The 22,250-nt window shown below is 65.3% G+C and carries 16 protein-coding genes; 13 read left to right on the top strand and 3 right to left on the bottom strand.

Annotation, left to right across the window (positions count from 1 at the left end; all coding sequences use genetic code 11):
• Positions 1–57: 57 nt before the first annotated feature.
• The 9 genes from AB0M65_RS04300 (at position 58) to AB0M65_RS04260 (ending at position 10,734) form a co-directional block, all read left to right on the top strand.
• The gene (locus AB0M65_RS04300) at positions 58–762 is read left to right on the top strand and encodes a helix-turn-helix domain-containing protein (RefSeq protein WP_364021158.1); all 705 of its coding nucleotides are present in this window, start codon (positions 58–60) and stop codon (positions 760–762) included.
• Between the two features lie 587 nt (positions 763–1,349).
• Positions 1,350–2,255 (top strand): streptomycin biosynthesis protein, encoded by a 906-nt coding sequence (locus AB0M65_RS04295; RefSeq protein WP_364021155.1) that lies wholly within the window; start codon positions 1,350–1,352, stop codon positions 2,253–2,255.
• 405 nt (positions 2,256–2,660) lie between these two features.
• Positions 2,661–3,560 (top strand): N-acyl homoserine lactonase family protein, encoded by a 900-nt coding sequence (locus AB0M65_RS04290; protein ID WP_364021152.1) that lies wholly within the window; start codon positions 2,661–2,663, stop codon positions 3,558–3,560.
• Complete coding sequence (locus AB0M65_RS04285) at positions 3,553–5,424, top strand: FAD/NAD(P)-binding protein (RefSeq protein WP_364021150.1); 1,872 nt, start codon at positions 3,553–3,555, stop codon at positions 5,422–5,424. Before AB0M65_RS04290 ends, AB0M65_RS04285 begins: the two co-directional genes overlap by 8 nt.
• Positions 5,421–6,401 (top strand): methyltransferase domain-containing protein, encoded by a 981-nt coding sequence (locus AB0M65_RS04280; RefSeq protein ID WP_364021147.1) that lies wholly within the window; start codon positions 5,421–5,423, stop codon positions 6,399–6,401. The genes AB0M65_RS04285 and AB0M65_RS04280 overlap by 4 nt, the downstream gene beginning before the upstream one ends.
• Before the next feature lie 54 nt (positions 6,402–6,455).
• Positions 6,456–6,848, top strand: a complete 393-nt coding sequence (locus tag AB0M65_RS04275; RefSeq protein WP_364021144.1) for a cupin domain-containing protein — start codon at positions 6,456–6,458, stop codon at positions 6,846–6,848.
• Positions 6,849–7,033: 185 nt separating this feature from the next.
• A complete protein-coding gene (locus AB0M65_RS04270) occupies positions 7,034–8,242 on the top strand; it encodes a YbfB/YjiJ family MFS transporter (protein ID WP_364021141.1) in 1,209 nt (402 codons plus the stop codon).
• A 22-nt stretch (positions 8,243–8,264) separates the two neighbouring features.
• A complete protein-coding gene (locus tag AB0M65_RS04265) occupies positions 8,265–9,053 on the top strand; it encodes an enoyl-CoA hydratase (protein WP_364021139.1) in 789 nt (262 codons plus the stop codon).
• 286 nt (positions 9,054–9,339) lie between these two features.
• Complete coding sequence (locus AB0M65_RS04260) at positions 9,340–10,734, top strand: lysine 2,3-aminomutase (protein WP_364021136.1); 1,395 nt, start codon at positions 9,340–9,342, stop codon at positions 10,732–10,734.
• Here the strand turns inward: AB0M65_RS04260 and AB0M65_RS04255 are convergent.
• The 3 genes from AB0M65_RS04255 to AB0M65_RS04245 all read right to left on the bottom strand — a co-directional run bounded on the left by AB0M65_RS04255 (position 10,725) and on the right by AB0M65_RS04245 (position 13,036).
• Complete coding sequence (locus AB0M65_RS04255; RefSeq protein WP_364021133.1) at positions 10,725–11,594, bottom strand: 3-hydroxyacyl-CoA dehydrogenase family protein; 870 nt, start codon at positions 11,592–11,594, stop codon at positions 10,725–10,727. The genes AB0M65_RS04260 and AB0M65_RS04255 overlap by 10 nt on opposite strands.
• A gap of 25 nt (positions 11,595–11,619) precedes the next feature.
• A complete protein-coding gene (locus AB0M65_RS04250) occupies positions 11,620–12,297 on the bottom strand; it encodes a hypothetical protein (protein WP_364021130.1) in 678 nt (225 codons plus the stop codon).
• Positions 12,298–12,805: 508 nt separating this feature from the next.
• Positions 12,806–13,036, bottom strand: coding sequence for a hypothetical protein (locus tag AB0M65_RS04245; protein ID WP_364021127.1), 231 nt, complete (start codon positions 13,034–13,036; stop codon positions 12,806–12,808).
• Between the two features lie 243 nt (positions 13,037–13,279).
• On the opposite strand from AB0M65_RS04245, the gene AB0M65_RS04240 reads away from it, so the two are divergent.
• The 4 genes from AB0M65_RS04240 to AB0M65_RS04225 all read left to right on the top strand — a co-directional run bounded on the left by AB0M65_RS04240 (position 13,280) and on the right by AB0M65_RS04225 (position 22,247).
• Positions 13,280–15,208: a tetratricopeptide repeat protein gene (locus AB0M65_RS04240; protein ID WP_364021124.1), complete on the top strand. Its 1,929-nt coding sequence runs from the start codon at positions 13,280–13,282 to the stop codon at positions 15,206–15,208.
• Positions 15,209–16,181: 973 nt separating this feature from the next.
• Positions 16,182–19,061, top strand: a complete 2,880-nt coding sequence (locus AB0M65_RS04235; protein ID WP_364021121.1) for a type 2 lanthipeptide synthetase LanM family protein — start codon at positions 16,182–16,184, stop codon at positions 19,059–19,061.
• Positions 19,062–19,074: 13 nt separating this feature from the next.
• Complete coding sequence (locus AB0M65_RS04230) at positions 19,075–19,269, top strand: hypothetical protein (protein ID WP_364021118.1); 195 nt, start codon at positions 19,075–19,077, stop codon at positions 19,267–19,269.
• Between the two features lie 89 nt (positions 19,270–19,358).
• Positions 19,359–22,247 (top strand): AAA family ATPase, encoded by a 2,889-nt coding sequence (locus AB0M65_RS04225; protein WP_364021116.1) that lies wholly within the window; start codon positions 19,359–19,361, stop codon positions 22,245–22,247.
• Positions 22,248–22,250 lie beyond the last annotated feature (3 nt).

The following is a 22,250-nucleotide window of genomic DNA, read 5'->3' as shown; positions in this document are numbered from 1 at the left end:
GACTTTCTCACTCCGGGTCGCGGGGAAGCCGACTCGACTACGCTGGTCGATCGGATAATGTCCACTCCACGCCGTCGGTTACAAGAGGACCTGGCCTGTCTCGCGGGTCAACGGCCGCCGACGCCATGGACGCGCAAGCTGGCGGACGGCGATGTCACCGCACTGCGGCAACTCGGTACCGCTCTGGACGAGTATTACCAGTGGGCGGTCGCGCCATATCGGGGGCGGCTGCGTGCGCACGTCGAGGCCGACCGATCGCGGCGCGGCAAGGTATTGCTGACCGGCGGGGTCGACCGGCTGCTCGCGACCCTGCATCCGAGGGTCAGCTGGCGGCCACCGGTGCTGCAGGTGCTCGACTACGTCGACCAGGACCTCCATCTGCACGGCAGAGGCCTCGTGCTCCTTCCGTCGCATTTCTGCCGCCACCATCCGGTCACCCTGAAAGACGCCGATCTGCCCCCGGTGCTGGCCTACCCAGTGAGCCCCGGTTTCGCCTGGCTCACGCCGGACGAGCCTGGCGCGCAGGATCCGGTGACAACCCTGCTGGGCCGCGCCCGCGCCGCCGCACTGCGCGCCAGCACTACCGCGGTCACCACGACCGACCTCGCCCGCCGGATCGGGCTGTCCCCTCCCAGCGCGAGCAAGCACGCCAGGGTGCTGCGGGAGGCCGGGTTACTCACCACCCGGCGCGATGGCGGCGCCGTCATCCACCAGGTGTCCGGCCTCGGCGTGGCAGTTCTCAACGGCGAGCTGCCGGCCTGAACCGCATCCCGGGCACGACAACCACGGCAGCCACCGTCACCCGATCCGAAACCCTTGTCACGACTGCCAATCTATCGCCTCATCGAGGTGGTACCGCGCTGTCGAGACGGGCCGGTCACGCCATTCGTAATAGCGGGAACGTTACTTCGGGAGAATTTTTGTATCGGCCTGAGCCATCCAGTCCCGCCGGCGGGACTCGCTGATCCCGAGATCCTTCGCCGCATGGTGACCGGTTTGCCGCCCAGACGGGCCAGCTCAACGGCGCACTGGCGAAACTCAGGCGGGTGTGGTGCAGGCACCAGAACGTACTCCCTGGTGACCGGAGCGAAATAAGGACGGCATCTGACAAAACTCGCGGTCAAGTGGCGAAGGTGCCAACAAAAGGGCGAATGCCTGTCCGCTCATCGGGACTATAGAGCTGCGATGGTCGAGACCTCTGCCGCAGGGTAGGCGTTGGACTTGCGGGCATCTGGTGAGATGACCCGCCGGCCTGCCTCAAGGAACGATTGCCAACCAGGGATCCTGTCTGCAACAGTGGTAACTCAGTCGGAGGTGAACGACTCGGGCATCTTGGGGTGGGGGAAACGATGTCGGATTCAGTGTCGCTGGATACATTGATGCTTGCCGACTCACCGCGGCTTGACGGGGAGGACCCAAAGCACGTCGAATTGCTCGCCGTTGCGGGGGCACCTCTGCCGCCGGTTCTTGTGCATCGGTCCACGATGCGGGTCATCGATGGGATACATCGAATCCTCGCTGCCCGCCTGCGTGGAGACTCGGAAATCGCGGTTACCTACTTTGAGGGTACGGATTTCGAAGCGTTCGTGCGGTCCGTACAGTCGAATGTGCAGCATGGCCTCCCGCTTACTCGAGCAGATCGCGAGGCGGCGGTCTTACGGATACTGGAGTCGCAAGCAGCTTGGTCGGATCGGGCTATTGCCGAGGTGACGGGGTTAAGCGCACCGACGGTAGGAGCGATCCGAAGCCGTGCGACTGACAATTCCTCTCAGTCGCAAGCCCGGATCGGCAAAGACGGCAGGATACGGCCGCTGACGACCGCGGAAGGACGTCGAGCAGCCGCCAAGATCATCGCCGAACGACCAGATGCCCCGCTACGTGAGATCGCGAGCACGGCCGGAATCTCGATGGGGACGGCCCGCGATGTCCGCGACCGGCTGCAACGCGGCGACGATCCTGTACCGATAAAGTATTCGAAGGACAAGGTGCCACCGGAGCCGCCTCGGCAGGACTCGGCGGCAGGCCCGGACTTGCAGGGCCTGCGCAAGGACCCTTCATTGCGGTTCAATGCCGTCGCGCGAACCTTGCTTCAATGGCTCAGTATCTGTGACATCAATGATGACCAGCGAAACAACCTCATTCAAAGTGTTCCTGAATACCGCCGCGACAACTTCGCCGAACTCGCCTTGGTATGTGCCGAACGATGGAGAAATCTCGCCAAGGAACTGAGGCAGCCGAACCGCGATACCGGATAGCGACGGCGCACCGGACCGCAACCGGAACACCTAAGATCTCGTCGTTTCGCTGTCAATGAACAAGATATTCACTTTGCCGAACTTGCGCTCGGACTGGGCTGAATGTCAATCACATGTGCCGCGGCGTTGTGGCCACGGACATCGTTCATAGCGGAGGGGCCCGGCCATTGGCTGGGCTCTTTTCGTCGTGGCGCCAGTAGTTCCGGCGTGGATGCCTTTTGATGAGTCAAACCAACCCATTGCCGTCAATGTTTGTTATCCGCTACGTTCTATAGCTATGATCTTCCTAGGTCTACCGACAGCCACAACCATACCCACTGTATCTCCCAGAGCCTCGCTTGCGCGATTCTCTACAACCGTCGGTAATCGTTTTCCGGCGGGCATCACCCGCCCCGGCGGAATCCTGTGGTGCACGAACGCCGTCGCCCCCGCTTTCCCGGCGGTCCGGCGATGACCCCGAATGCTTCCGATTCACCTGTTTACGAGGTTTTCGCCCTGCGGTACGCCTCACACTACGGCCGCAGGAGTGCCGACAACTTTCTCGGCGAAGATCCGCTCCATATGCCTGAAATGCCGCTTGACTTCTTCGTTTGGCTAATTCGCGGGCAAGGGCGCACTGTGCTGGTCGATACCGGGTTCACACCTGAAACCGCCGTCCGGCGTGGTCGGCACTACCACTCACATCCGGTCGATCTTCTGGGGCGCCTGGGTGTCAATGCCAATGACATCAACGACGTAATCGTGACCCACATGCATTATGACCACGCTGGAAACCTTGCCGAATTTCCTGGCGCGCGAATTCATATGCAAACCACCGAGATGCAATATTGCACAGGGCACAGCATGCGGCATCCACAATTGCGAAAGAACTACGAGGCCGTCGACGTGGCTGCCGCCGTGCAGAGTCTCTATGAGGGTCGGCTGCACTTCGTCGATGGAGACGCGGAGATCGCGCCAGGCATCTCCGTGCACCTATGTGGTGGCCATACCAAAGGTCTGCAGTTCGTCACCGTTGCCACAGCGCGCGGCGAGATCATACTCGCCAGCGACGCCCTGCACTATTACGAGAATATTCGTCGGAACATTCCCTTCCCGAGCTTTGTCGACCTCGGGGAGTATCTCGACGGTCTCGCACGTATCGCGGCGCGGGCCAAAGACCTTGATCGCATCATCCCGGGACACGATCCGTTAGCCCTGACCGCATTTCCTCTCTCTCAGTTCAGTTCGGACATCGCGATGGTGCACGCCAACCCGGTCACACGGCTGTCCTTCGAAGATTCGCCTGCGGACACAGCCGATGTCTAGCTTCGAGCTTGCCATCATCGGCGGCGGCCCCCGGGCGCTGAGCATCCTTGAGCGGCTTGTGGAGCACCGGAAACGGCTACCCCACCACATAAGCCTCAATGTGTTGGTGATTGATCCAGGAAACCTCGGCGAGGGAAGTCATCCCACAGATCAGCCCAGCCACCTTCTGATCAACACCCTCGCGTCTCAGGTCACCATGCGCCCGCCGCTGAGTTCCGTCGGAGGTGACAGCACGCCATCGGTGCTCGACTGGGCCGCTGAACAGCGCTATCGCCGGCAGCTGGACGGAGCCCGTGCTCCTGACAGGTATGAAGGGCAACCGGTGACGGAGCGAAGCCACCTCCCCCGCGTCCTCCTTGGCGAGTACCTGGCTGCCTTCGGCCGCGAGGTCGTCTCCGCGCTGCCTCTCAATATCGGCGTCCAGCACGTGCGCGCACGGGCACTTGACGTGCGGTTCGAGAATGATGTGTACGCGATTGATCTCGACAATGGGCAGACAGTCTTTGCGCGCTATTCCGTGCTTGCCATGGGACACGGTCAACGTACGCAGACAGATGAGGATCGGCGGCTAGCCACTTTCGCGCAGGATAACGGATCCGCGAACCCACATCTCACCTACTTTGCGTCTCCCTACCCCATTGGCAAGCTGGACGCGATCGCAAGCCATGCGCGGGTGGCGGTCCAGGGCCTCGGTCTTACTGCTCACGATGTGGTTTCGGCGCTTACCCTTGGTCGTGGTGGCAGGTATCGGACCGAGAAGGGCAGGTTAATCTATAAAGCTTCTGGACGTGAGCCACGAATCTGGCTCTGCTCTCGTCAGGCATTGCCTTTCGCAGCCCGTGGTGTCAACCAGAAGGGGCGGGCCGGCCGCCATATTTGCCAGTTTTTCACCCCGCAGGCCGTGGCTCGGCTTCGTGCCCGCGCCATGACGCTGGGCGACGCGCGGATTGATTTCAATACTGATCTTCTGCCGCTGACCATTACTGAAATGGCCTATGCCTACCGGACCGCGGAATCCAATGAGCACGTCGACGCAACCCGCTTCACGCCGACGCCGGAGGAAATTCGTTTGATCCGGCGGATCCTGTGGCCGCTGGAAGACGAGCACTTCAGATCGCCGGTAGAGTTTCGCCGATGGCTTCTGGCGTTCATGACAAACGATCTCGGCGAAGCGTATCGTGGCAACCGCACAAGCGGCGTCAAGGCCGCGACGGACGTCTTGCGTGATGCCCGCGAGGCATTTCGCGCAGCGGTGGAGTATGGTGGCTTGACACCTGCCTCGCATCGCTATTTCGTCGAGAAATTCGACCCGATCGTGAACCGAGTTTCCTTTGGCCCTCCCCTGCGCCGCAATGAAGAATGGCTGGCTCTGTTCGAAGCTGGACTCCTCGATGTCGCCGGTGGCGCTGCCAGCAGGATTGAGACGCCCGACCATGAGAGCAACTACCGGATTTCGCTAGATTTCCCCGATGGTCCAGTATCCATCGCCATCGACGTAGTAATTTCTGCGCGACTCGACAAGTACTCGCCCTGCACTGACTCTTCCTCTTTGTCCGCAAACCTTTTGCGACGCGGTCTGGTCAGGCCATTCATGAACGGCGAGTACCATCCGTCGGGGATCGACATCGACGAGAACCTACGGGTAAAAAAGGCTGACGGTCGAGTTCACCCCAGGTTGTGGGCCGTCGGGTTTGTGGTCGAAGGGCCGCACTTCTATACACATGCCTTACCACGTCCGGGAATCACGTCGAGGCAGACTGTCGATGCCGAACGTATCGTACTCGGGGTTTTTGACGATATCACCACAGTTGGCTCTACGCGCTCAACGGCTACGCCTGATATTCGTTCGGAGGCAGTCCGATGACCAGCAACAACTACATATCCGATCTTACTTTTCATGGTTATCTACAGGAAATTCGCGAAAAGTACCCCGATCTGTACGAACTGCTCGATCCAGAGCGCATCGAGGCCGACGCGATCGAGGACTACATCAAGGAACTGAACACGTTGTCCTGGGAGTTCGAAGACCAGGACACAGGAGGCCGCGGACTGGCTTGGAGTCAGGCGCAAAACAGTTCGAACAGCCGACGAGTTGGCATGACTAGCCTCCTGGAGTGGTTCTCTCCAGTTTCTGGCGAAATGCCCGGGTCACCCCTCCGGGTACTTGACGTCCTTGGCGGCAGTGGCACCGTTGCGCAGCTGTCGGCAACCCTCGGAAATAATTCGCCCACTGTATTCACGGCTGATATCTCAAATCTGATGATAAGCTCTTGTCGCGCACATGGTCTGCCCTATATTCGCCAGTCCGCGACCAGAAGCCTGTTTCGGGACGACTCATTGGATGGCGTTCTCATCGGCTATGGCACGCAACTTCTGAGTCCGCATGCCCGGCAGCTGGCCGTTTTGGAGGCATACCGCACGCTCAAGCCCGGATCCCGGCTTGTGCTGCACGCGTTCGAGGCAGGCCAAGGTGCCGCGCGGTTCTTCGACGACGTTGTGCATCCATATTCGCGCACAGGTCACCCGCACGAGCATCTCACTCGCGCAGAGATCCGCGAGCTCTTTGCCGACGCCGACTTTTGCGATATGAAAATATGTGATATTCATGATCCGCTGATATTGGATGGACAGACGGCCGAGGAGGCAAGACGCAACGCGCTCATGCATCTATACAGCGGATATGACCTCTGCAAAATCTCAGGCTCGCAGCAAGACGTCGAGGTGAGGCTCGAAGCTCTCGTCGAGGAGACTCTCGGACCAATCTCGGTTCGCCGCGAGCAAGAGCACTACATCGCGGAAGTCCCGCGCACCGCTGTGGTGGCAATTGGTGTCAAGATGTAGTGACGACGCAGTGGCTGACAAGAGAATGTACGCAACCGCCCTAGGAGGAGTAGCATGCGAGACCTCGAAACATCCAACGAACCGACCGTTGGGACGTCGGCAGGCGCAGTACATGTCCAGGGAAATATCAAGCGGACGCTTTTGCAGAAGTCCGAGTTTCCGAATGGATACGTCATCAACACGAGCATCATCGAGGTCCCGGCCGGCACGAGTGCGTCTCCGCACACCCATCCCGGTATCGAGACTGGCTACGTGATCGGTGGTGAGTTCTACTTGTGCGTCGAAGGCCTGCCTGACCAGCATCACGTAATCGGCAGCTCCTATACGGTTCCTGCTGACGCTGTGCATTACGCGCGGGTGCCCGGCCCTGATCCGTTGAAGGTGCTGTGCGTCTTCGTCGTCAACGACACCATGCCGCTCGCTACAGTGGAGAGGGCTGCTCCGTAGCGGACGCGGACCGGCAGACGATCGCTCGGAGCGGACCGCGAGCAAGTCCGCAGGCCCTGCCGGCGAGCGCGATGTTCGTCGAGCTTGCGGAGTCAAGCTTATTGGTGTTCCTTCAAAACCGCGTCTTGAGGTAAGTGGCAGTGACAGCAGATTCACCCCCGAAGGCTGACGACAGTCGCAGGCGAATGTGGAGGGAGGTCATCACAGCGCTGGGGTTGTCCGGGGGTGCAGCGGTCGCTTTAGGGCTCTCCCGGTTCTCTTACGGCTTGCTGCTGCCGCCGATGCGCGCGGATCTGGGATGGACGTATGTCGAAGCCGGCGCGATGAATACCGCGAACGGCGCAGGTTACGTTGTGGGCGCACTGGTAGCGGCCTGGGCGGCTTATCGCTGGGGTATGGCCCGTACGTTTCTCCTGGGTTTCTCCGTAAGTGTCGTGATTCTGCTGGTCACCGCAGCCACCACAAATGTGTTCGCCCTCATGGCTCTCCGGACCATCGGAGGCGGTTCGACGGCTCTTACCTTCATCCTGGGCGCCGGATTGGCCTCCGCGATCTGCCCGGCGCAGAATCCGCGCCGACGCGGCACACTTGTCGGTCTCTATGTCGCAGGCGTTGGCGTCGGCATCCTCGTGGCTGGTGTGGCCATTCCCATCGTTCTGAACAAAGGTGCACAGCAGTGGCCGGCGGGGTGGATTGTTCTCGGCCTTATCGGCGCTGCGTGCCTGCCGGCGGCTTGGTGGGCCGCCCGTAGTGTTCGAGAGCCGTCGGGTGGGCGCATCGCCTTGTTGGGAGGCCGGGAATTCCGCCAGATCGTACCCACATTCATCGGGTACGGGCTGTTCGGAGCCGGCTATGTCGGCTACATGACGTTCATTATCGCGCTGTTGCAGGAGCAGGGGCGAAGCAGCGGGCAGGTGATTTGGTTCTGGTCTGTCTTGGGACTCGTGTCGGCCGTAGCGACCCTGCTGTGGGGAAAGGTACTTGGATCTGTTCGGGAAGCTCGAGGGCCGTCCATGGTGTTCGCGACGGTCATGCTGGGCACGTTGCCTGTACTTGTCTTTCCCGCGAGTCCGGCAGCGATGTTCGTGTCCGCGATCCTTTTCGGGGGTAGCTTCTTGGCAGGTCCGACCGCGATCACCATTGTGGCGCAGCGGCAACTGCCAGTCTCGTCGTGGACGGCGGCCATCGCGTTGTTGACTGTCGCGTTCGCGTTCGGGCAGGCCGTCTCCCCCATGTTGGCGGGGGCGATTTCCGATGCCACGGGAAACATCTCTGCCGGCTTCTGGGTTTCGCCGGTATTGCTGGCGGCCGCCGCAGGGGTGAACCTCCTGCAGCGTCCGGCCGCTGATCAGCTGAGCCGATCGTACGATGGAGACAGCGGTCGGCCAACCTGACCCAAAGCCCAGGAGGAGCGGCATGCCCTACGAATACCTGCTCATCAGCGTGCACGGCGATGGCCCGCTGAAGACCGGCCTGATTCAGCTCAACCGGCCGAAGCAGATGAATGCCCTCAACGACCAGCTCATGGACGAACTGGGTGCGGCACTACTTGCTTTCGACCAGGACGAGAGCATCGGGTGCCTTGTGCTGACCGGCACCGATAAAGCATTCGCCGCCGGAGCCGATATCGCGGCGATGAAGGACTACGACTTCATGCAGGTCTACAAAGCCGGCTTCATCTCGCGCAACTGGGAAACGCTGCGCCAGGTAAGGAAGCCCGTCATCGCCGCTGTGGCGGGCTACGCACTCGGCGGCGGCTGTGAGGTGGCGATGATGGCGGACTTCATCATCGCCGCCGATACAGCCAGGTTCGGCCAGCCCGAGATCACGGTAGGCATCGCGCCTGGCGCCGGCGGGACGCAGCGGCTTCCGCGTGCGGTCGGCAAGGCCAAGGCGATGGACATGGTGTTGACCGGCCGGATGATGGATGCCGCCGAGGCTGAGCGCTCCGGGCTTGTGTCGCGTGTGGTGGCGGCCGATGAGCTGATGCAGGAGGTGCTGGCAGCGGCCGACACCATTTGCGGCTTGGGCATGCCCAGTGTGATGCTTGCCAAAGAATGCGTGAACAGGGCGTTTGAAAGCCCGCTGTCCGAGGGACTGACCTACGAGCGGCGCATGTTCCAAGCGTTGTTCGGCACGGAAGACCAGCGCGAAGGTATGGACGCCTTCCTCGCCAAACGCACACCACAGTTCAAGCACCGCTGATACCACGGCCATCAGGATTCCGATGGTGTCGTGATTGGCCATGACAGCAACGCCGCGGAGTCCCTTACGGTCATTCCGGTCTTCCGCGGATGCCTTTCCGGCGAGCCGCCGTGCGGCGGGTATCGCGCCGGCTTTCTTTCTCGAGGAGGAAGACGACGACCATGAACGCTGAGCAGCGAAGACGCCCTCACTGCGCCGACCCGCCGGCCCTGCCCCACGTGGCGCGGGGGCCGTCCAGGATCAAAGAGGGCTTTGCGGCCTTCGTCCGCGGAATAAAGGTGCGCACGTGACCCTGATGGATACCGCCCAGACAACCTCCGTGAACCGCGGATTCCGTGCCTTCACCGCGAGACACCTGGACCAGCTGACCACCCGCGCGGGGTTGCCGCCCGCCGAGCGCCTGGCGGTGCGAGCCGTGGCGGAAGTCTTGCCGTTCCGGACCAACAACTACGTGGTCGATGAGCTGATCGACTGGTCATCGGCCCCTGACGACCCGATATACCGGCTGATGTTCCCGCAGAAGGACATGCTGCCGGAGGAGGACGTTGCCCACATCGCCGGCCTGCTGCGACGTGCCGCGCCGCGACACGAGGTCCAGCAGGCTGCCCATCGGGTGCGGATGCGGCTCAACCCGCACCCGGCGGGTCAGGTGCAGCTCAACATGCCGGTCTTGGACGGACACGTGTTGGAGGGTATACAACACAAGTACCGCGAGACGGTTCTGTTCTTCCCCCGCCAGGGGCAGACGTGCCACGCCTATTGCACTTACTGCTTTCGTTGGCCGCAGTTCGTCGGTGAACCCGGCTTGCGGATCGCGGCCGACGGTGGCGTCCAGGCACTCGTTGATTATCTGCTCGCACACCCCGAGGTCACCAACGTGCTGATCACGGGTGGCGACGCGATGATCATGAGCGCGTCGGTGCTGCGGCAGTATGTGGAACCCCTGCTCGCGCTCGGACAGATCGAGTCCATCAGGATCGGTACCAAGGCCCTGGCGTTCTGGCCACGCAAGTTCGTGACCGACCCGGGCGCCGCGGACCTGCTCGCGCTTTTCGAGCAGGTCGTCCGCTCGGGGAAGAACCTGGCACTGATGGCCCACTTCTCCCATCCGCGAGAGCTCGAGACCCCGATCGTCGAGCAGGCGATTGCCAGGATCCGGAGCACCGGGGCCCTCATCCGCACCCAGGCACCGCTGATCCGCTCCATCAACGATTCGCGGGAGGTGTGGGAATCGATGTGGCGTCGGCAGGTGCGCCTGGGCATGGTCCCGTACTACATGTTCGTGGAGCGCGACACCGGTCCCGCGGACTACTTCGCGGTGTCGCTCACGCGCGCGCATGAGATATTCCGCGGCGCCTATGCCGCGGTCTCCGGCCTGGCACGGACCGTGCGGGGACCTTCCATGTCGACCACGGCGGGCAAGGTCTGCGTTGACGGGGTGGCCGAGCTGGCAGGCCGTAAGGTCTTCGCCCTGCACTTGATCCAGGCCCGCGATCCCGACCTGGTCGGCAAGCCCTTCTACGCCGAATACGACCCTGCCGCGGTCTGGCTGAGCGATCTCAAACCCGCCTTCAGCGACCGGTTCCCCTTCGAAGAAAGCTCGACAGGTCCAATCACAAGCATCGGGCATGCTCTCCCTGAGCAGACCGTGGGAAGCTCGATCTACGGGACTCAGGACTGAGGGTAGGTGTAGAAGCCTTCTCCTGTCTTGACACCCAATTTTCCGGCGTCGACGTAGCCGTGCAGCAATTCTCTGGGACCGGCGGGAAGCGCGGGATTTTCCTCCGCGTAGTGGTTTTCGATGTCGAGCACGACATCCAGCCCAACCTGGTCCATCATCTGGAACGGCCCGACGGGCAGATGCCAGTTGATCCGGAACATCCCGTCCACGTCCTCGGGGCGAGCGACGCCCTCCGCGACAACCGCCAGCGATTCTCGTTTGATGGCCGCCCAAATACGGTTGAAGATGAACCCCACGCTTTCCTTGCGCGCCTCGAACGGGTGGATGTCGAACTCGGGAAGCACCGACAGCAACGTGTCCAGCAAGCCGCGGTCGGTCTCGCCGTCGGACATGAGATCGACGGCCGGGGAGCCGGGCGGCATGTAGAAATGCATATTGCACAGGCGTGACTTGTCGCGCACCTTTTCGACCATCGTCCGCGAGGGGTAGGACGACGAGTTCGTGGCGAAGATCGTGTCCGCGGGTGCCGCCTCGTCGATCTGTCCCCACAGCGGAATTTTGATGTCCAGCCGCTCCGGCACCGCTTCGACGGCAAGCCAGGCGCCGTCGAGGGCTTCGTTCACCGATGTCGCGGCCTCCGCGCGGCCGACCTCGCCGTGACCGCGCTCGGCCACCACGCCGGGCAAGGTCCGCGCCACGTAATCGGTCGCCGCGGCGGTCTGCTCGGCGCTCGGGTCGTAAATCCGCACCGCTCCTCCCCTGGAGGCGAACATCAGGGCGATGCGCCGCCCCAGTGTCCCCGCGCCGAACACCGCCACCGGGCGGTCGCGAATGTCCTCGAAGTCATGGGTGTACGCCATGGCGATCCGGCCTTTCGTTCCTTGTTCAGTCACTGATTCCGGCGATCCCGGAAACCGGCTCACCCAGTTCGGCGAGGACACGGATCCCGCTGCCCTGTCCTTCCGGTAGCGACACGGCCGAGATCCGCCCGCTGAGATCGGACACGTAGACGATTCCGGCTTCGTCGTCCACGGCAAGGCCGATCGCCTCGTGAAAGCCGTCGGCGAGAATCCGCGGTGCCGTGCCCCGCCTGCCGGAGTCCGGGATGGGCGCGCGATTGAGGGTGTTCCCGTCCGGCGGGGCACCCCGGTCGGTCCAGTAGAGCCAGTCGCCGCGAATCTCCAGGTCAATCGGTTCGGGGAGGTTCTCCCACAGCACCTCGATATCTTGGCGATCCACCGAGGTGGCCCCGTCCGGTATTTCCAGGCCCGCCCGGAAAATCCGCCCCTGCCCGCCCTTCGCCGGCCCCTTCTGCGTCCAGTACAGATATCCGGCGGCGGGATCGACGGCGACGCCGACACACTCCTGCCGCCCGGTGGCGTCGCGGCTGTTCACCACGAGGTCGGTGAGCCCGGTGCCGTCCACCCGCACACGGCTGACGCGGCAGCCCTCACGGTCCGCCCAGTACAAGGTCGCGGCTCCGTCGGACACAACCTGTTTGCCGGTGGTGATGGAGCCGGCCGGGACGATGTCACGCGCGCGGGCGCCATCGAGGCCCACCATGTGCAGCCCGCCATCACGCCGCGAGTAGTCCAGACTCTGTTCCCCGCCATCCCGGGTATCCGAGCGGGGACTCCCATCGTGGTCCAGTAGACGGCACCATTCAGCACTACAACACCGTCGGGAAACGCTCCGGCGTGCTCGTACAGTCTCGTCACTCGGCCGTCCGGGACACCGACCCGATGGATCAAACCCGATCTGATCCCCAGTGCGACCATCCCTCCGAACACCGCGAGCACCTCCCGTGACGGTGTATTGCCGGGCAAGAACAACACACCTCAGCGGAGCCCGCTCGTCGTCACTCACCCGGACGACCGACGAGACAAACGCTCAGGCCAGGACTTCCCCGCGAACACGGAACGCGCCGAATCCCCCATTCGGGCGGTCACCCGGCCGGACCGAGCCCCCTCCGCGAAAGACCGCGGAAGCGCGGATCATGACTCGAGAGGTCGGAGGTCCCCGGCGGCGCCCGGTACCGGCTCATCCTGTCCCGGGCACCGCCTCCGGCCCGCTACTGGGACAGTCGGCTCGCCAGCAGCCGCTTGCCCTGCTCGGCACCCTTGCGGCTCTCCTCCTGGGCGCGGTGGAAGAAGCCTGCCAGCTCGTCGTCCCCGTCGCGCTCCGCGTCCTTCGCGTAGGTCTCCATGCGCAGGGCGTTGGACAGACAGGCTTCGGTGAACCAGATCAGGTTGTAGTGCTTGTCCTTGGTGCCGGTGACTTGGCCGGTCTCGGTGTTCGTCACAATGACTCCTTTCCTCGTCGAACCGCCCGGATACCCGGCCAGCGCGGATTCATGCCCGGCGGAATGGGTAATTACCCGTCATGGCGCTCCACCGACCGGGCCCTCTACGCTGGGATTCACCCTGACATATGGGCACGCTGAGGTACGAAGACAGTGATACCTGAACGAGGGCCAGCGAGGCTCTCGTGTGCTATTTCGCCGGTTCTCACCTCGGCTTGGCGGGTTGCCGGTAGAACATAGGGCATGGTGGAGTCGCACAACGAGATCAGTGGAGAAGTAGCGAGAAATCTCTACCTCGGCGGGTCAGCACCTACCGCGTTGGCCGGAATTCCGCCGGTCAACGCCGACTTCACCGGCCGGACTACCGATCTCGCCCGGATAGCGGACGCACTGCGGCCGTCGCCGGATAGCGTCCCGGTTGTGGTGTCCGCGGTCGCCGGCCTCGCTGGGGTCGGTAAGACCACGCTCGCGGTGAAGTCGGCGCACGATGCCGTCAGTGCGGGGTGGTTTCCTGGTGGTGTGCTGTTCGTCGACATGCGAGGCTATTCGGCGGACAACCGGCTCGATCCCGGTGAGGCGTTGTCGGTGTTCCTGCAGGCTCTCGGCGTTGCCGGCGAGCACATTCCACCGGCGTTGTCGGCGCGCGAGGCGTTGTACCGGTCCAAGCTCTCCGAGCGGACGGGCAGGGTGCTCGTCCTGGTGGACAACGCGTCGTCTGCCGACCAGGTCCGGCCGCTGCTGCCGAGTTCCCCTCACCGTGTGTTGGTCACCAGCAGGCACACCCTCGGTGACCTGCACGGGGCCAGGAAGATCGATCTCAACGTACTGCCAAGGGTGGAAGCGGTGGCAATGCTGGACACCGCCGTGCGCACTGCGAACCCTGCGGACCGCAGGGTCGTGGAGGGAGCAGAAGCGGCCGGTGAGGTCGCCGAGTTCTGCGGGTATTTACCGCTGGCATTGAGCATTGTCGCCGCGATCCTGGTCAGCGACCCGGATCAACCGATCAGTGAGATGGCGGCAGCGCTGAGGTCCTCGACCACTCGGCTCAACGAACTCAGCTATGACCGCGACCTCGCCGTGCGCGCCGCGTTCGATTTGTCGTACACCCGTCTGGAGCGCGACGACGCCCGGCTGTTCCGCTTGTTGTCGTTGAACCGGGGACCACGGATCAGCTTCGAAGCCGCGGCGGCATTGGCCGATCTTCCGCCTCGGGACACCGCCAAGATACTGGGGAGACTGCGCAGAGCGCATATGATCGAGCAAGGCGAACCTCGCGGCTGGTTCCGGTTCCACGACTTGCTGCGGCTCTACGCGGAGCACCGCGTGTCCGTCGACGAGTCCGCTGATGCGTGCGACGCCGCGGTCGTCCGTCTGCTCGACTATTACGTCGATGCCATGCGGCTGGTCGACGAGGACCTCATGCCGTCACCCGACGCCCTTCCGAAGTCCCGCTCTTCGTTCCGGGCGGAACGGACCAATGTCGTCGACGCCATCACCTTGGCCCACGAGTCAGGCCAATATCAGCAGGTCACACAGCTGACCTTCGCGCTAAGCGGGTATCTGCTCTTCCAACGAAACTGGGAGGTCTGGCGCACCGTCTATCAGCTCGCGCTCCATGCGGCACGGCAACTGAAAGACCGGCCCGGCGAGGCGAAAGCCCTTCTCGGCCTCGGCAGGGCCGCTCGCCACCAGCGCGACTTCGACGCATCCCGGACTCGTTATCACGAAGCCCTGGTCGTGTACCGCACGCTCGACGACCATCGCGGTGAAGCCCGTGCGCTGCACCACCTCGGCTCGATCCTGCGCTTGCAGGGTGACTACGGCGCCGCCCGTGTTCACTACGACGACGCGCTCGCCCTCTATCGCCTCCTCGGCAAGCGGCACGGTGAAGCCGACATCGCACACAACCTCGGCACCATGGCTCGCCACCAGAAGTGCCATGACCAGGCGCGCACCCACTACCTCGAGGCCTTGACGATCTGTCGCGAAATCGGCGACCGCCGCCGCGAGGCACGCGCACTGGAACAGCTCGGCAAGACGGCCAGGGACCAAGGGGACCCGGCGCAAGCCCGAGGTCATTGGCAAGCGGCGATCGTGGCGTACGAACATGCGAATGACGGGCCCTACGCCACCGGGCTGCGCCGACGGATGGCGCGTGATTTCCCGGCCTGATCGGACCACACGGGTGGCCACCGGTCAGCGTCGTCGCCGAGGAGGTCGATCGGACTGCCGCTCAAGGCGATCGCCCGGATCCCGCGAGTTCCGAAGCTCTGGTCAGTAGCGCCACCCCTCCCTACCAGGCTCCGTCCCGGCGCGGCGCGCACGAGCGCCGATGAACATCGCCGACCTGGACCACCCCCGCGAGATCTCCACCGGCTCACCGATGTCGAGAATCCAGAAGTCCCGGTCCGGGCGCCACAGGTCGGCGGTCTCGTGGCCGCGCCACCGCGTGGTGGACGGCGTGCGGCCACCCACTCCGGCGGCGCGGGCCGGACCCCCAGAACCGGCCCGCGCCCGATGCCGCGGCGATCGCCCTACGATCGCCGCGGTACCTCGGGCCCCAGATGTCCTGCTTCCGCGCTCACCCGACCATGGTCGCGCCGGGACCGGTCCCAGCGCATGGGTGCCGGGACCCCATATTTTGGTGCCGAACGCGGGATCGGCACGGAAAGCGGCGGGTCGGGGGTCGTGAAGGCCTCTTTGCCTACCCTGAAGGTAGTAAGGAGGCCTTCGCCGTGCGGGTTCGGACTGGCTGACGGAGCCCGGCCGCGCCTTGGCTATCCACGAAGGACGCCTTCCGGTGACGAAATGCCCGGTTTTCGCCTATATGTGCTGTTCATGGTGGGCTCGTGAGTGATTTGGAGCGTTCTAACCCTCCAAAGCACTCACGACCCCCTCGCGAAGCCGCGCAAATTGCTCAAACCGGACACTCCAATCCCGAAAAGCGTCCTTTGTGGATAGTCAGGAGCTTCTGGCTTCCTGACGAGTCCGCTGCCGCCGCCGAACCCACCACGCCCCGTTTGACTTTCCCTCAAAGAACCGTCTTCTCCACTCACGACCACGATCGTCACTCTCCGGTCATCTTCGTGCGTGCGCTGAATGTGGGGGTCCGGCCCCCATGTGCGCACCGTGATGCCCTGACAGCATGAGTGACGTGACGCTCCCAGAACCGGCGACGTCCCTGCCGCTGGAGTGGTGGGTGCACGGCCAGACCCCGCGCGAACCGACGGTGGACAAGCCCGCATGGGCGGACTTCGCCGAACACGCCGTCATCACGCCTCTGCCGGGGCGAGCCCCAGTCGGTGACTGGCGTGTCGAGTTCGCCGGGGTCTTCAGGTCGTTCGTCGCCGCTGCCAGTCGTGAAGCAGTCCCCGAGGGCCTCGAAGGCGCTGACGTCGGCGCACTCCGTGCGGGTTTCGCCGCTCAACTCGACCAGCATCTGCTGACGCTCTCGGTGCGCACGCTGGTCCTCGAACTCCACCGAGCCCGCAAGGCGGACGCCCTCCACGGTGAAACACCCGAAGAGCGCTTCGCCGACTTCGTGCGGCAGCAGTCCACGCCTGCGGGGCTTGTCCGGTTGTTCGGCGAGTATCCGGTTCTGGCGCGGATCGTCGCGCAGGCCTGCCTCCACGCCGCCGAGGCCCACGCCGAAATGCTCACCCGTTTCGCCGAGGACGCCGTCGCGCTGCCCTGTTCGGTCGTGGACGGCGAACTCGGCACGCTCATCGAAGTGGCCGGCGGGATCGGTGACTCCCACGCGCGCGGACGTTCAGTCAAACTGCTGCGGTTCTCCAGCGGCGCACAGGTGATCTACAAACCCCGCCCGCTGCTCCTGCACGCGCGTTTCACCGACGTCGTCGAACGGCTCAACAAGCGGCTGCCCGGCCTCGAACTGCGGACCGCCGACGCGTTACCGCGCGACGGATACGGCTGGCTCCGGTTCGTCGAGCACCGGTCGTGCACCGACATCGCCGACGTCGACCGTTTCTACCGGCGCCAGGGCATCCTGCTGGCGCTGCTGCACGCACTCGACGCCACCGACGTCCACTACGAGAACATCATCGCGAGTGGCGACCAGCCGGTGCTGATCGACATCGAAACCCTTTTCCAGCCTTCGCCTGCCGTTCCGCAGGACGGCGACCCCGCGGCCGCGATGCTGGCGCGTTCGGTCCAGCGCACGCTGCTGCTCCCCCAGTTGTTCGCCGGGGAGCACGGCGCCGTCGACATCTCCGGGCTCGCCGGCCGCGGCGGCAGGCTGCCCACCGACCGGGTCGACTGGGCCGACGCCGGCACCGACCGGATGCGGCTGGTCCGCGTACCCGGCGAACTCGCGGGTGGGAACAACCTCCCGCGCCTCGACGGCCGCGACGTCGCCCCCGCCGAGCACAGCGCGGCACTGCTGGCCGGTTTCCGGCTCGGCTACGACGCGATCTCCGGCGCGCGGGACGAACTCGCCGAGCACCTCCGGCGGTGCGCCGAAGACCCCATCCGGGTACTCATCCGGCCGACGAACTTCTACTTCCGCCTGCTCGACGAGACCACGCATCCGGATCTCCTCCGCGACGCCGCCGACCGCGACCACGCCTTCGACCTGCTCGAAGAGGACTCGGCAGGCGAGGAGAAGCTGCTGCGGCTCGTGCCGCACGAGCGGGCCGACCTCTGGGTGGGCGACGTCCCGATGTTCACGTCCAACCCCGGTTCGACCTCGCTGCTCGATTCACGCGGCGACAGCGTCGAAGGCGTCGTGGGCCGGCCATCGCTGGACACGGTGCTCGCGAAGGTCGCCGAGATGGACCCCCTCGACCAACGTGACCAGGAATGGCTGATCTCGGCCACCCTCGCCATCAGCACCGCGACCACCGGGCACGACGGCGGCGGCGAAACCGCCGAGACGGCCGTGCCGAACCAGGCACCCGACGCGGAACGGCTGCTGGTCACCGCCTGCGGGATCGCTGATCACATCGTCGCCAACGCCTTCTCCGACGAGCACCGCTCCAACTGGCTCGGGATCGAACTCGTCGACGACCGGTACTGGACCGTGCTGCCGATGGGCGCCGGCCTCGGCGAGGGCTACTGCGGGGTCGCCTTGTTCCTCGCCCAGCTCGCCGAACTGACCGGGATCGCGCGCTACCGCGATCTCGCCGCGTACGCCATCACCCCGCTGCCCGGTCTTTTCGCGACCCTCCGGGCCGACCCCGAACTGGCCGCCACGGCCGGCTGCGGCGGCCTTCTCGGCCTCGGCGGCGTCGCGTACACGATCGCACGGCTCAGTACCCTGGTCGGACTTCCCGCCGGAGACCTCATCGAACAGGCCGTCGACCTGATGCCCGAGGCCACCGCCGAGACGCCGACCGGGTTCACGACCGGACTCGCGGGCGGTGTCGCCTCGATGCGCTCGGTGTATGTCCAAACAGGACTCGACAGCTCGCTGACGAGGGCAGGCCGGTACACCGAACAGCTGCTCGACCGCGAACGTCCACAAGGGACGGGATTCGCACACGGTTCCTCGGGAATGGACTGGGTCCTGCGGGCACACGACCGGACCGGCGAAGAAATGCCCGGAAGGGCGGACGATCGGGCGGAAAGCACCGGCGGCTGGTGCGCCGGTCTCGCGGGCGCCGCGCTCGGCCAGGCCGCCCACCTGCCCGATCCCGCCCGCGCCTTGGAACTCGACCGCACGGTGAAACGGTTGTCCGACGGGGCGCCTTTGAAGGATCTCAGCCTGTGCCACGGCGAAACCGGGGTCATCGAGGTGTTGTGCGTGCTGGCGGAGAACGGGCACACTGGCGCCGCCGCCGCGGTACGGCGCCGCACCGGTCACCTGCTCGCCGCCATCGACCAGCGCGGCGCGCGCTGCGGGACTCCCGGCGCGGTTCCCACGCCCGGGTTCCTGAGCGGACTGGCGGGGATCGGCTACGGCCTGCTGCGGCTGGGGTTCGGCGACCGCGTCCCGTCCGCGCTGCTGCTCCGCCCCGACCGTCCGCATCCCGCGGCCACCGTTGTCCCACCGCCAAACCGAGTATGAGGAGATAGCCCGAATGTATGAAAGAGACCTGTCCGCCACCGAAGACGCGCTCGGCGCCGTGACCCTGCCCCGAGCTCTCGAGGTCGGCTCGCGCAACCACGCGCTGGCGGGCAGCAAGCCGCGGCTGAGCGCCAACCCGCTCGCCACCCTGTCCGGCGACCCCTACTCGCCGTCCGTGGTCAGCGTCCTCAGCGGCGGCTGGATCTGAGAAAGGTTCACGAAGACGGGTTCCCGACACCCGTCTTCGTGATCAACTCTTCGCCATAGCAGCGGAATCCGCTCGCTATAGTCACGGCGGTGGGGATCCGTTCGTCACGGGTGATCGGCCGCGACGCCGAACTGGCCGAGCTTTCCGTAGCTCTCGATCGCGCCATCGCCGGCCGCGGCGGCGCGCTCTTTCTCGTGGGCGAAGGCGGAATCGGCAAGTCCCGGCTCGCCATCGAAGCGGCGTCGCGAGCGGTCGCCGCGGACATCCCGGTCCTGCAGGGCAGGGCGAGTTCGATCGGCCCGTTGGTCCCTTTCAGGCCACTGACGCAGGCACTGCTCTCGCATTTCCGCGGTGGCGGGCCACCGCGAGCCGCCGAACTCGACCCGTTCGTCCCCGTACTCGCGCAGCTCATACCCGACTGGTCCCAAGGCGACCGCCCACGGGAATCCGGCTCGCTGATGGTCCTCGCCGAGGCCGTGTACCGGCTACTGGCGATCACGAGCCGCGAGCGCGGCGCGCTCCTGGTCCTCGACGACCTCCAGGATGCCGACGCCGAAACTCTGTTCATCCTCGAATACCTCGTCGACAACCTCTCCGCCGCGCACACCCTCCTCGTCGGCACGCTGCGCAACGAACCATCCGACGCGCTGCGCCTGGCGACCTCCGGCGCGCAGCGGATGAGCTGCACCGTCCTCGAACTCGAGCGTCTCGGCCTCGCCGACACCCGGCGGCTCGCCGCGGCCTGCCTGGAGACCGAACCGGACAGCCTGCCCGCGCCCGCGGCGGAGTTGTTGTGGCGCAACAGCGCGGGTCTGCCGTTCATCGTCGAGGAACTGCTACACGGCATGGTGAACGACGGTCTGCTGGTCGAGGGCCGCGACGGCTGGCGAGTAATCGGCGAACTGCGTGCCCGTGTTCCCGCCGCGCTCGTCACGAGTATCGGCGCCCGGATGGGCCAACTGGGCGAGCAGGCGGGTGAACTGCTGTCGGTCGCCGCGATCATCGGCCGCCGCTTCCCGCTGTCGGTAGTGCAGACGGTCACCGGGATGAACGACCGGACCTTGCACAACCATCTGACCGCCGCGGTCTCGGCAAACCTGGTGACCACCGACGAAACGACCCCGGGCTGGTACGCCTTCCGTCATCCGCTGACCGCGGAAGCACTGCTGGAACGCCAGGTCCCGGCACGGAAAGCGGCGCACGCACGCCAGGCCGCGGACGCCGTCGAGAAGCTCTATCCCGGCCTGCCGGGTGACCTGTGCGCCCTTGTAGCTTCGCTGCGGCTGACCGCGTCGGACGAACAAGCGGCGGGAGAACTGTTCGCCGAGACCGGTCGCCGCGCGCTCGACGCCGGGGCCGCGGACTCGGCGGTCACGATGCTCACCAAAGCCGTCGACCTGCTCGCCGGCGCCGACGCGGGTGATCGGGCCGAGGTGCTCGAAACCCTGCTGTACGCGCTGGGACAGACCGGTCAATTCGACCGCGCCGTCGAACTTTCCGCCGAGTTCGGCGAGATCGGGACCCTCGAACGCGCGGCGAAGCTACACACCCAGCTGGCCTGGGCCGCGTATATCGCCGGGCGGCACGACGAATGCCTCGGCCAAATCGAGCGTGCCCGCGCTCCACTGGGTTCGACGATCTCCCCAGCGCAGCAGGCCGCGCTGGATGCCGTCGAAGCGAACCTCTGGCTCGACGTCCCCGGCCGCACCGGCAAGGCGGAACGGCTCGCGCGGCAGGCGTGGAAGGTGGCCGAGGAGACCGGGCAGCCGTTCGTCGTCTGCCAGGCGCTGCAGGTGCTCGGCATGCTGGCACTGTCGCGGGACCTCACCGAGTCCGAGCACTACATGCAGCTCGCGCGGCGGACCGCGGAGGACAACCACCTGCACCATCTCCGCACGCAGGCGCTGGTCCGGCTCGGCGGGCATCGCGTGCTGATGAACGGCGACGAACAGACCCTGCTGCTCGCCCGCGCCGACGCCCAGCGGACCGGGTCGATCACCCTGCACTGCGCCGTCGACTCCGTGCGCACCATGCACGCGATCCTGCGCTGCGAGTTCGACACCGCGCACGCGCTGCTGGAGGAGAACCTCGCCGTGCTCGGCAGGCTGCGGCTGACCGCGTTGCTCCAGTACGCGCAGATGACCAGGGCGATGTCGGCCGGGCACCGGGCCGACCGTCCGGCGATGGAGCGGGCGCTGGAGGACTTCCGGGCGATCGGCGGCGAGAACGCGCAGGAGATGGTGCTGAGCATCGGGCTCGGGCGGGTCTTCTGCTCGCTGCTCGAGGAGGACTTCGAGCGGGCGCGCCGGGAACTCGGGCAAGTCACCGAACTGGAGGAGCGGCGGCCGAGCCGGTTTCATCTCGCCGGCCAGCACGGGCTCCGGACACTCGTGGACACCCTCGGCGGCGCCGCTTGCCCGCCCGCCGAGTCCGCGGTGAGCGGAATGCGGTGGAACCGTCAGTTCGTGGAACTCGCGCACGCCGTCGAGCACGGCAGGCGGGGTGACGCGGCGGAAGCCGGACGGGCGGTCACCGCCGCACTGGAGACGTCGGCGCCGTATCCGCTGGCCCGCCATCTCGGCCTCCGCTTGATCGCCGAACCGGCCGCCGCCGACGGCTGGGGCGATCCGGCAGGCTGGCTCGCCCAAGCCGAAGAGTACTTCCACGGCAGGGACATCCAGGCCGTCGCCGGTGCCTGCCGAAGCCTGCTCCGCAAGCTCGGCGCACCCGTCCGGCAGCGGCGGGCCGGTGTCGACCGCGTACCCGGCGACCTGCGCGCGTCCGGTGTCACCGTGCGTGAGTACGAGGTCCTCGTGCTGCTCGCCGAGCGGATGGGGAACAAAGACATCGGACAACGGCTGCACATCTCGCCAAGGACGGTCGAGAAGCACGTCGCCAGCTTGATCACCAAGACCGGTCTCACCGACCGTTCCGCCCTCGCCGAACACGCCGCCGGGCTGCGGCCTGGCATGCTGTGAACC

Origin of the sequence: Amycolatopsis sp. NPDC051071, assembly GCF_040682875.1 — a bacterium.
Classification (GTDB): Bacteria; Actinomycetota; Actinomycetes; order Mycobacteriales; family Pseudonocardiaceae; genus Amycolatopsis.
The sequence above is the reverse complement of the archived record's forward strand: the minus strand, read 5'-3'. Positions and strand labels throughout refer to the sequence as shown.